The organism is Streptomyces sp. NPDC058637 (genome assembly GCF_042717325.1).
Lineage (GTDB): Bacteria > Actinomycetota > Actinomycetes > Streptomycetales > Streptomycetaceae > Streptomyces.
This window is the reverse complement of sequence record NZ_JBHXRD010000022.1, coordinates 116,543-127,297: the sequence shown is the minus strand read 5'-3', so window position 1 is coordinate 127,297 and position 10,755 is coordinate 116,543. Positions and strand designations below refer to the sequence as shown.

General features: G+C 70.7%; 8 protein-coding genes. 6 read left to right on the top strand and 2 right to left on the bottom strand.

Features of this window, described 5'->3' with window-relative positions; genetic code table 11:
- Window positions 1–71: 71 nt before the first annotated feature.
- Window positions 72–725, bottom strand: a complete 654-nt coding sequence (locus tag ACFWVP_RS22825) for an MBL fold metallo-hydrolase (RefSeq protein WP_384499223.1) — start codon at window positions 723–725, stop codon at window positions 72–74.
- 10 nt (window positions 726–735) lie between these two features.
- Window positions 736–1,425 carry a maleylpyruvate isomerase family mycothiol-dependent enzyme gene (locus ACFWVP_RS22820; protein ID WP_384499221.1) on the bottom strand — a complete coding sequence of 230 codons (690 nt, stop codon included), beginning with the start codon at window positions 1,423–1,425 and terminating at the stop codon, window positions 736–738.
- A 174-nt stretch (window positions 1,426–1,599) separates the two neighbouring features.
- Here ACFWVP_RS22820 and uvrA point away from each other — a divergent pair, with 174 nt between their 5' ends.
- The 6 genes from uvrA (at window position 1,600) to whiA (ending at window position 10,618) form a co-directional block, all read left to right on the top strand.
- A complete protein-coding gene (gene uvrA, locus ACFWVP_RS22815; protein ID WP_384499219.1) occupies window positions 1,600–4,623 on the top strand; it encodes an excinuclease ABC subunit UvrA in 3,024 nt (1,007 codons plus the stop codon).
- A 202-nt stretch (window positions 4,624–4,825) separates the two neighbouring features.
- Window positions 4,826–5,254: a Rieske (2Fe-2S) protein gene (locus ACFWVP_RS22810; protein ID WP_384499217.1), complete on the top strand. Its 429-nt coding sequence runs from the start codon at window positions 4,826–4,828 to the stop codon at window positions 5,252–5,254.
- Between the two features lie 177 nt (window positions 5,255–5,431).
- On the top strand, window positions 5,432–7,651 hold the full coding sequence (gene uvrC, locus ACFWVP_RS22805) for an excinuclease ABC subunit UvrC (RefSeq protein WP_384499216.1): 2,220 nt from the start codon (window positions 5,432–5,434) through the stop codon (window positions 7,649–7,651).
- Window positions 7,648–8,607, top strand: coding sequence for an RNase adapter RapZ (rapZ, locus tag ACFWVP_RS22800; protein WP_384499215.1), 960 nt, complete (start codon window positions 7,648–7,650; stop codon window positions 8,605–8,607). Before uvrC ends, rapZ begins: the two co-directional genes overlap by 4 nt.
- Window positions 8,604–9,638, top strand: coding sequence for a uridine diphosphate-N-acetylglucosamine-binding protein YvcK (yvcK, locus tag ACFWVP_RS22795; protein WP_384499214.1), 1,035 nt, complete (start codon window positions 8,604–8,606; stop codon window positions 9,636–9,638). The genes rapZ and yvcK overlap by 4 nt, the downstream gene beginning before the upstream one ends.
- Window positions 9,629–10,618, top strand: a complete 990-nt coding sequence (gene whiA, locus ACFWVP_RS22790; RefSeq protein ID WP_384499212.1) for a DNA-binding protein WhiA — start codon at window positions 9,629–9,631, stop codon at window positions 10,616–10,618. The genes yvcK and whiA overlap by 10 nt, the downstream gene beginning before the upstream one ends.
- Window positions 10,619–10,755: the final 137 nt, after the last annotated feature.

Genomic DNA, 10,755 nt, shown 5'->3' with positions numbered 1-10,755 from the left:
GGCACCCGGCCGCCGCCGTCCTGTCGTGTGCGCGCTCCTCCGGGCCCGACCGGGAAGTCCGCCCGGGGCTTCTACCAGCCCCGCGCCCGCCACTCGGCGAGGTGCGGGCGTTCGTCGCCGAGGGTGGTGTCGTTCCCGTGCCCCGGGTAGACCCATGTCTCGTCCGGAAGGGTCCCGAAGATCTTCTCTTCGAGGTCGTCCATCAGGGACGTGAAATCCGTGGGACTCGCGGTCCGCCCGGGGCCACCGGGGAAGAGGCAGTCCCCGGTGAACACGTGCGGAGCCCCGTGCGGGTCGTCGTAGACCAGCGCGACGGACCCCGGGGTGTGCCCGGCCAGATGGCGGGCGGTCAGCGAGACCCGGCCCACCCGGATCGCGTCGCCGTCCTCCACGCGTACGTCCGTCGGGACCGGGATGCCCTCGGCGTCGTACGCCCCCGCGTAGGTGCGCGCCCCGGTGGCACCCACCACCTCGCCGAGCGCCTGCCAGTGGTCGCCGTGCCGGTGCGTCGTGACGACGGACATGATGCCGTCCGCGCCGATCAGCCGTAGCAGGGTCCCGGCCTCGTCGGCCGCGTCGATCAGGAGCTGTTCACCGGTGGCCCGGCAGCGCAGCAGGTAGGCGTTGTTGTCCATCGGACCGACGGCGACCTTGGAGATCATCAGATCGGTCAGCTCGTGCACGTCCGCGGGCCCGCCGACCTTCACCGTTCCGCTGTACGTCATACGTCTCAGCCTATAGCGGGGGCAGGGCGGGAAGGGGGCCGCCTTCCACCGTGAGCCCGGAGCCGTCACGGCGTCCGCAGAGCCAGCCGAGGATGTCGTGGACCGTGCCCCGGACGACGACCGATCCGCCGTCGGCGCCGCCGCCCGTGGTCCAGAGCCGGCCGTCCTCGGTCACCGCCGTCGTGGGGACCACATGGGGATGCCCGGCGAACCGCTCCGCCAGGAAGTCGTTCTCCCGGACCACGAACTCCTCCGGGAGGTCCTCCAGCTCGTAACCCACCGCCAGGTCGACGTGGTGCAGCTCGACCTCGGCCCTGCGGCGGAAGGGGATCCGGGAGGCCGAGTCGGTGACGCCGTTGCGCATCGTGACCGTGCGGGACCAGTCGGCCGGCTCGGCCGCCGCCGCGAGGAAGCCGGCCCCGCTGTCCCGCAGGTCCGCGAGCTGCCCGGCGAGCGGCCGGGGCGCGTCGCGCGCGATGTCGGCGTCCCGGGTTTCGCTGCTCGCGTACATCGGGTGTCCCCGGAGAACGTTTACGAGGGCGTCGGCGTTACGTGACAGGTGGGCGAGAACATGGCCACGGCTCCAGCCCGGCAGTCGCGACGGCTCGGCGAGCGAAGCGTCGTCGAGTCCGCCCGTCGCTCGGAGCAGCCGATCGGTCGCTTCGCGTACGGCTTCCAGGTCGTGCGCATGATCAATCATGAGCCGAGCGTAACCCCGGCCACTCATTCGGGTGAAGGAGTCTGCGGCCGTCCGTAAATCGAATGCGCGTGCTATACGCTCGAAGTCGAAAGCTTCCTACACCGCTGTGGCGCCCCCCATACCCTGGGCAGGGGCTCAGTTCCCCCGATTCCCTCCAGAAAGGTGCGGACCGGCGTGGCCGACCGTCTCATCGTCCGTGGCGCGCGCGAGCACAACCTGAAGAACGTCTCGCTCGACCTCCCCCGTGACTCCCTCATCGTCTTCACCGGGCTCTCCGGGTCGGGCAAGTCCTCCCTCGCGTTCGACACGATCTTCGCCGAGGGCCAGCGGCGCTACGTGGAGTCGCTCTCCTCGTACGCCAGGCAGTTCCTCGGCCAGATGGACAAGCCGGACGTCGACTTCATCGAAGGCCTCTCGCCCGCTGTCTCCATCGACCAGAAGTCGACCTCGCGCAACCCGCGCTCGACGGTCGGCACGATCACCGAGGTCTACGACTACCTCCGGCTGCTCTTCGCCAGGATCGGCAAGCCGCACTGCCCCGAGTGCGGCAGGCCCATCTCCCGCCAGTCGCCGCAGGCCATCGTCGACAAGGTGCTCGGCCTGCCCGAGGGCAGCCGCTTCCAGGTGCTCTCCCCGCTCGTGCGCGAGCGCAAGGGCGAGTTCGTCGACCTCTTCGCCGATCTGCAGACCAAGGGCTACAGCAGGGCCCGGGTCGACGGCGAGACGATCCAGCTGTCCGAGCCGCCCAAGCTCAAGAAGCAGGAGAAGCACACCATCGAGGTGGTCATCGACCGCCTCACGGTGAAGGACAGCGCCAAGCGCCGGCTGACCGACTCGGTCGAGACCGCGCTGGGCCTCGCCGGCGGCATGGTCGTGCTCGACTTCGTCGACTTGGACGAGAACGACCCCGAGCGTGAGCGGATGTACTCCGAGCACCTCTACTGCCCGTACGACGACCTCTCCTTCGAGGAGATGGAGCCCCGCTCCTTCTCCTTCAACTCCCCCTTCGGCGCCTGCCCCGACTGCACGGGCATCGGCACGCGGATGGAGGTCGACCCGGAGCTGATCATCCCGGACGAGGACAAGTCCCTCGACGAGGGTGCGATCCACCCCTGGTCGCACGGCCACACCAAGGAGTACTTCGGGCGCCAGATCCGCGCGCTCGCCGAGGCCCTCGGATTCCGTACGGACATCCCCTGGGCCGGACTGCCGCAGCGCGCCAAGAAGGCGCTGCTCCACGGTCACAAGATCCAGACCGAGGTGCGCTACCGCAACAGGTACGGGCGCGAGCGCGCCTACACGACCCCCTCCTTCGAGGGCGCGGTGCAGTTCGTCAAGAGGCGCCACTCCGAGGCCGAGAGCGACTCCAGCAGGGAGCGCTTCGAGGGCTACATGCGCGAGGTGCCGTGCCCGACCTGTGAGGGCACCCGGCTCAAGCCGATCGTGCTCGCGGTGACGGTGATGGAGAAGTCCATCGCCGAGGTCGCCGCGATGTCGATCAGCGAGTGCGCCGAATTCCTCGGCAGGCTCAAGCTGAGCGCCCGCGACAAGAAGATCGCCGAGCGGGTGCTCAAGGAGGTCAACGAGCGGCTGACGTTCCTCGTCGACGTGGGCCTCGACTACCTCTCGCTGAACCGCGCCGCGGGCACCCTGTCCGGCGGCGAGGCCCAGCGCATCCGGCTCGCCACCCAGATCGGCTCCGGGCTCGTCGGTGTGCTGTACGTGCTGGACGAGCCGTCCATCGGCCTTCACCAGCGCGACAACCACCGGCTGATCGAGACCCTGGTCCGGCTCCGGGACATGGGCAACACGCTCATCGTCGTCGAGCACGACGAGGACACCATCAAGGTCGCCGACTGGGTCGTCGACATCGGCCCAGGTGCCGGTGAGCACGGCGGCAAGGTCGTCCACTCGGGCTCGCTCAAGGAGCTGCTGGCCAACGAGGAGTCGATCACCGGCCAGTACCTCTCCGGCAAGCGGGCGATCGCGATGCCCGACATCAGGCGCCCGGTGGACCCGAAGCGTCAGCTCACCGTGCACGGCGCCCGTGAGAACAACCTCCAGGACATCGACGTCTCCTTCCCGCTGGGTGTGCTCACCGCGGTCACCGGTGTCTCCGGTTCGGGGAAGTCGACCCTGGTCAACGACATCCTGTACACCCACCTGGCGCGCGAGCTCAACGGCGCCAAGTCGGTTCCCGGGCGGCACACCCGGGTCGACGGCGACGACCTCGTCGACAAGGTCGTCCATGTCGACCAGTCGCCGATCGGCCGTACGCCCCGGTCCAACCCGGCCACGTACACAGGGGTCTTCGACCACGTCCGCCGGCTGTTCGCCGAGACGATGGAGGCGAAGGTGCGCGGCTATCTGCCGGGCCGCTTCTCCTTCAACGTCAAGGGCGGACGCTGCGAGAACTGCTCCGGCGACGGCACGATCAAGATCGAGATGAACTTCCTGCCCGACGTGTACGTCCCGTGCGAGGTCTGCCACGGAGCGCGGTACAACCGGGAGACGCTGGAGGTCCACTACAAGGGCAAGTCCATCGCCGAGGTCCTGGACATGCCGATCGAGGAAGGCCTGGAGTTCTTCGAGGCCGTCCCGACGATCGCCCGCCACCTGCGCACCCTCAACGAGGTCGGTCTCGGATACGTCAGGCTCGGTCAGTCCGCGCCGACGCTGTCCGGCGGCGAGGCGCAGCGCGTCAAGCTGGCGAGCGAACTGCAGAAGCGCTCCACCGGGCGCACGGTCTACGTGCTGGACGAGCCGACCACCGGTCTGCACTTCGAGGACATCAGCAAGCTCATCAGCGTGCTCTCCGGCCTCGTCGACAAGGGCAACACGGTGATCGTCATCGAGCACAACCTCGATGTCGTCAAGACCGCCGACTGGGTCATCGACATGGGCCCCGAGGGCGGCAAGGGCGGCGGCCTGGTCATCGCCGAGGGCTCCCCGGAGCATGTCGCCTCGGTGCCGGCCAGCCACACCGGGAAGTTCCTCCAGACCGTCCTGGGCGCGGACCGGATCAGCGAGGCCGCCCCGGTGCCCGCTGCCCGTAAGCCCGCCCGACGGGCGGCCGCGAAGAAGACGGTCGCCGCGAAGGCCGCTCCGGCGCGCGGTACGGCCACGGCCAGGACCGCGAGGAAGGCGGCGGCCGAGAAGCCCGCGGCGAAGAAGGCGACCCGCACGCGGAAGGCCTGACAGGTCCCACGAAGGCGGCCCCCGGCACCCCGGGGGCCGCCTTCGTGCCGTCCGGCTCCCGGGGCGGGGCCGGTCGACGGTGCGGCGTTCTCGGTCGGTATCGTCGGGTCTGTCGCCGATGCCTTCAGGGGCGGGTGTCCGAGGGCATCCGGTGCCCGGGCGGAAACGGCGGCTCTCTGTCCCCCCGACCAGTGGAGACCGCATGTCCGGCCTGCCCGCCGCCCGCCGTACCGTACTGAAGGGCGCCGCTCTCGCCGGTGCCGCAGGGCTGGGAGCGGCCGCCTGCTCGACCGATTCGAAGCTCGGCCACGCCCGGACGCCCACGCCCACCGCGCCCGTGGAGCTCGGAGCCGCGGACGAGGTCCCGGTCGGCGGGGCGAAGCTCTACCGGGAACAGCGGGTCGTCGTGAGCTGCCCGGCCGCGGGCCAGTACAAGGCCTTCAGCGCGCAGTGCACCCACGCCGGCTGCCTCCTGGACAAGGTCGAGGGGAACGAGGGCAACTGCCCGTGCCACGGCAGCCGCTTCGACATGACGACCGGCAAGGCACTGCAGGGCCCGGCCACGGTGCCGCTGCCCGCCGTCCCGGTGAAGGTGGAGGGCGGAAAGCTCGTCGCGGGCCCGGGAGCCTGACCACGGATCCGCGACGGTCCTGAGGGGGCCGGACGGATCCGCAGGCGGTCCTGACGGAGGCCGGACGGATCCGCAGGCGGTCCTCACCGGCCGGGCGGACGGCCCGCGGGCCCGGTCCCGCATACGGTGCCTCCGGGAAATGCCGCTCTGTCACAGCCCGCAAGTAGGGTGTGAGACATGGCAGACCCCTCCAGCTACCGCCCCAAGCCGGGACAGATCCCCGACTCCCCGGGGGTCTACAAATTCCGCGACGAACACCGCAGGGTGATCTACGTCGGGAAGGCCAAGAACCTGCGCCAGCGCCTGGCCAACTACTTCCAGGACCTGGCCGGTCTGCACCCGCGCACCCGCACGATGGTCACCACGGCAGCCTCCGTCGAATGGACCGTGGTCTCCACCGAGGTCGAGGCGCTGCAGCTGGAGTACACCTGGATCAAGGAGTACGACCCCCGGTTCAACGTCAAGTACCGCGACGACAAGAGCTACCCCTACCTCGCCGTCACGCTCAACGAGGAGTTCCCGCGCGTCCAGGTCATGCGCGGGGCCAAGAAGAAGGGCGTGCGCTACTTCGGTCCGTACGGGCACGCCTGGGCGATCCGCGAGACCGTCGACCTGATGCTCCGGGTCTTCCCCGTGCGCACGTGCTCCGCCGGTGTCTTCAAGAACGCCGAGAGGACCGGCCGTCCCTGCCTCCTCGGCTACATCGGCAAGTGCTCCGCACCCTGCGTCGGCCGGGTCACCCCGGACGAACACCGGGACCTGGCCGAGGACTTCTGCGACTTCATGGCGGGCCGGACGGGTACGTACATCCGCCGCCTGGAGAAGGACATGGCCCAGGCGGCGGAGGAGATGGAGTACGAGCGGGCGGCCCGGCTGCGCGACGACGCCGAGGCGCTCAGGCGGGCCATGGAGAAGAGCGCCGTCGTCCTCGCCGACGCCACCGACGCGGACCTGATCGCCGTCGCGGAGGACGAGCTCGAAGCGGCCGTCCAGATCTTCCACGTCCGCGGCGGACGGGTGCGCGGCCAGCGCGGCTGGGTGACCGACAAGGTCGAGGCCGTCGACACGGCCGGACTCGTCGAGCACGCGCTCCAGCAGTTGTACGGGGAGGAGACGGGTGACTCCGTGCCCAAGGAGGTCCTCGTCCCGGCGCTGCCCGAGGACCCGGAGGCCGTCTCCGAGTGGCTCGCCCGCCGCCGGGGCTCCCAGGTCAGCCTGCGCATCCCGCAGCGGGGGGACAAGAAGGACCTGATGGGCACGGTCCAGCGCAACGCCCAGCAGGCGCTGGGGCTGCACAAGACCAAGCGTGCCTCCGACCTCACGACCCGTTCCCGCGCCCTGGAGGAGATCGCCGAGGCACTCGGCCTGGACACCGCCCCGCTGCGTGTCGAGTGCTTCGACATCTCGCACCTCCAGGGCGACGACGTGGTCGCGTCCATGGTGGTCTTCGAGGACGGGCTCGCACGCAAGAGCGAATACCGGCGCTTCCAGATCAAGGGCTTCGAGGGCCAGGACGACGTCCGGTCCATGCACGAGGTCATCGGCCGCCGCTTCAAGCGGTACCTCCAGGAGAAGGAGCGGACGGGGGAGTGGGAGGAGACCCCGGCCGCCACGGGCCCCGTACCCGCCACGGGCCCCGTACCCGCCACGGGCCCCGTACCCGCCACGGGCCCCGTACCCGCCACGGGAGCGCCCCCGGCCCCGCCCGCCGCCACGGACACGCCGCCCATGGCTTCGTCGGCCACGGAGACGCTTCTCGCGGTCCCGCGGGCCACCACGGCCACGCCCACCACCACGGACGGGTCCGTGGTGGTGGACACGTCCACGGCCACGGACACCGGATCGCCCACCGAGCCCCGTGAGGACGACGGCCGGCCCAAGCGCTTCGCCTACCCACCGCAGCTCGTGGTCGTCGACGGCGGGCAGCCGCAGGTCGCCGCGGCCAAACGGGCCCTGGACGAGCTGGGCATCGACGACGTCGCGGTCTGCGGTCTCGCCAAGCGCCTGGAAGAGGTCTGGCTGCCCGACGACGACGACCCGGTCGTGCTGCCCCGTTCCAGCGAGGGCCTCTACCTCCTCCAGCGCATCCGCGACGAGGCCCACCGCTTCGCCATCACCTACCAGCGCGCCAAGCGGGCCAAGCGCATCCGCAGCAGCCCCCTGGACGACGTCTCCGGCCTCGGCGAGACCCGGAAGCAGGCACTGATCAAGCATTTCGGGTCCGTGAAGAAGCTGCGGCAGGCGACAATCGACGAGATCTGTGAGGTTCCGGGGATAGGCCGCAGGACGGCGGAATCGGTGGCGGTCGCCCTGGCCGCGGCAGCTCCGGCCGCACCGGCCGTGAACACGGCCACAGGAGAGATCATCGAAGAGGACGACGGGGGAGGCACGTCATGACCGAGCACGCGCACGAACGCCAGAACGACCGAGCAGACGGAGCAGCAGACATGAGTACGGGAAGCACCACGGAGAAGGCCGAGGCCGCTGTGCCCGCCATCCCCGAGCTGGTGATCATCTCGGGTATGTCGGGGGCGGGACGCAGCACCGCCGCCAAGTGTCTGGAGGACCTCGGCTGGTTCGTCGTCGACAACCTGCCGCCCGCGCTGATCCCCACCATGGTGGAGCTCGGCGCCCGTTCCCAGGGCAATGTGGCCCGGATCGCCGTCGTCGTCGACGTACGGGGCCGCCGCTTCTTCGACAACCTCCGGGAGTCCCTCGCGGACCTGGAGTCCAAGCACGTCACCCGGCGGATCGTCTTCCTGGAGTCCTCCGACGACGCGCTCGTACGCCGATTCGAGTCGGTCCGCCGTCCGCACCCCCTCCAGGGTGACGGCCGGATCGTCGACGGCATCGAGGCGGAGCGCGACCTGCTGCGCGAGCTGCGCGGCGACGCCGACCTGGTGATCGACACCTCCAGCCTCAACGTGCACGAGCTGCGGGCCAAGATGGACGCCCAGTTCGCCGGCGACGAGGAGCCGGAACTGCGGGCCACGGTGATGTCGTTCGGCTACAAGTACGGCCTGCCGGTCGACGCCGACCTGGTCGTGGACTGCCGCTTCCTGCCCAACCCCCACTGGGTCCCCGAGCTGCGTCCCTTCACCGGACTCAACGAGGAGGTGTCCGCCTACGTCTTCGACCAGCCCGGTGCCAAGGAGTTCCTCAACCAGTACACGGAGCTGCTCCAGCTGATCGCCGCGGGCTACCGCCGCGAGGGCAAGCGCTACGTGACCATCGCCGTCGGCTGCACGGGCGGCAAGCACCGCTCGGTCGCCATGTCGGAGAAGCTGGCCGCCCGGCTGGCCACGGAGGGGATCGAGACCGTGCTGGTGCACCGGGACATGGGGCGCGAGTGACCAGTCGCAATCTGCGCCTGCGCAGGCTGAGCAGAGCCACCTCGGCGCTCTCCGGCCGCAAGCGGGGCGCACAGCCCAAGGTCGTCGCTCTCGGCGGCGGCATGGGCCTGTCGGCGTCGCTCACGGCACTGCGCCGGATCACCGGCGACCTCACGGCCGTCGTCACCGTCGCCGACGACGGCGGCTCCAGCGGCCGACTGCGCGAGGAGCTCGGGGTCCTGCCGCCCGGCGACCTGCGCAAGGCGCTCGCGGCGCTCTGCGGGGACGACGAATGGGGCCAGACCTGGGCCCAGGTCATCCAGCACCGCTTCGAGTCCAAGGGCGAGCTGCACGGACACGCCGTGGGCAACCTGCTGATCGTCTCCCTGTGGGAGCAGCTGGGCGACCACGTCCAGGCGCTCGACCTGGTCGGCAAGCTGCTCGGCGCGCACGGCAGGGTGCTTCCCATGTCCGCCGTGCCGCTGGAGCTCCAGGCGCTCGTCCGCGGGCACGACCCGGAGCGCCCCGAGGACGTGGTCACCGTGCGGGGCCAGGCCACCGTGGCGCTCACCCCCGGCGAGGTGCAGTCCGTCCACGTGGTGCCCGCCGATCCGCCGGCCGTCCCGGAAGCCGTCGCGGCCGTCCTGGACGCCGATTGGGTGGTGCTGGGCCCCGGGTCCTGGTTCTCCTCCGTGATCCCGCATCTACTGGTACCCGAACTGCTCGACGCGCTGGTCCTCACGAAGGCCCGTAAGGTCCTCTCGCTGAACCTCGCACCGCAACCCGGTGAAACAGAAGGCTTCTCACCGCAGCGTCATTTGGAGGTTTTGGGACGACACGCCCCTAAACTCGCCTTGGACGTGGTGCTGGCCGACGAGGCCGCCGTGCCCGACCGTGAGTCCCTCGCCGACGCCGCCAAGCGGCTCGGAGCCGCGGTCGAGCTGGCCCCGGTGGCGTCACCCGACGGCGTTCCGATTCATGATCCGGAGCTGTTGGCCGCCGCGTACGACCGTATTTTTCGGATGCATGGAAGGATCGGCCCATGGCGATGACGCCAGCGGTGAAGGACGAAATCTCTCGGCTTCCCGTGACCCGGACCTGCTGCAGGAAGGCGGAGGTCTCGGCGATTCTGCGCTTCGCGGGCGGGCTGCACCTGGTGAGCGGCCGGATCGTGATCGAGGCCGAGCTGGACACGGCGATGGCGGCGCGCCGGCTGAAGCGGGACATCCTGGAGATCTTCGGGCACAGCTCGGAGCTGATCGTGATGGCTCCCGGCGGGCTCCGGCGCGGCTCCCGTTACGTCGTACGGGTGGTGGCGGGCGGCGATCAGCTGGCACGCCAGACCGGTCTGGTGGACGGCCGTGGCCGGCCGATCCGCGGACTGCCCCCGCAGGTGGTCTCGGGAGCCACCTGTGACGCCGAGGCTGCCTGGCGCGGGGCCTTCCTGGCCCACGGTTCGCTGACCGAGCCCGGCCGCTCCTCCTCGCTGGAGGTGACCTGCCCCGGCCCGGAGGCCGCTCTCGCCCTGGTCGGAGCCGCCCGCAGGCTCTCCATCGCGGCGAAGGCCCGCGAGGTGCGCGGAGTGGACCGTGTCGTCGTCCGCGACGGTGACGCGATCGGCGCGCTGCTCACCCGGCTCGGTGCGCACGAGTCGGTGCTGGCCTGGGAGGAGCGCCGGATGCGGCGCGAGGTCCGCGCCACCGCCAACCGGCTCGCCAACTTCGACGACGCCAACCTCCGCCGCTCCGCACGCGCCGCCGTGGCCGCAGGAGCCCGTGTGGGGCGCGCGCTGGAGATCCTGGCCGAGGAGGTCCCGGAGCACCTCGCGGCGGCCGGACGGCTGCGCATGGAGCACAAGCAGGCCTCCCTGGAGGAGCTGGGTGCCCTCGCCGACCCGCCGCTCACCAAGGACGCGGTCGCGGGCCGGATCCGGCGTCTGCTGGCCATGGCCGACAAGCGGGCCCAGGACCTCGGCATCCCGGGCACCGAATCCACCCTCAGCGAGGAGCTGGCCGACGGCCTCGTCGGCTGACCGGACGCACCCTCCACCGCCGGCGTACCTCCCCGAGGGCGCCGGCGGCGGCATCCCCCGGGCGTGCGGCGGCCCGCTTCCCCGTCCGCCTGCATGCCCGATACACGGTCTTCGTGCCGCCTTGCGGCCCTATTGAC

Excerpts from the sequence above, each read along its gene's own strand:
- ACFWVP_RS22825 (WP_384499223.1), bottom strand. The coding sequence starts at position 725 with ATGACGTACAGCGGAACGGTGAAGGTCGGCGGGCCCGCGGACGTGCAC.
- ACFWVP_RS22810 (WP_384499217.1), top strand. The coding sequence starts at position 4,826 with ATGTCCGGCCTGCCCGCCGCCCGCCGTACCGTACTGAAGGGCGCCGCT.
- uvrC (WP_384499216.1), top strand. The coding sequence starts at position 5,432 with ATGGCAGACCCCTCCAGCTACCGCCCCAAGCCGGGACAGATCCCCGAC.
- ACFWVP_RS22820 (WP_384499221.1), bottom strand. The coding sequence starts at position 1,425 with ATGATTGATCATGCGCACGACCTGGAAGCCGTACGCGAAGCGACCGAT.
- rapZ (WP_384499215.1), top strand. The coding sequence starts at position 7,648 with ATGACCGAGCACGCGCACGAACGCCAGAACGACCGAGCAGACGGAGCA.
- whiA (WP_384499212.1), top strand. The coding sequence starts at position 9,629 with ATGGCGATGACGCCAGCGGTGAAGGACGAAATCTCTCGGCTTCCCGTG.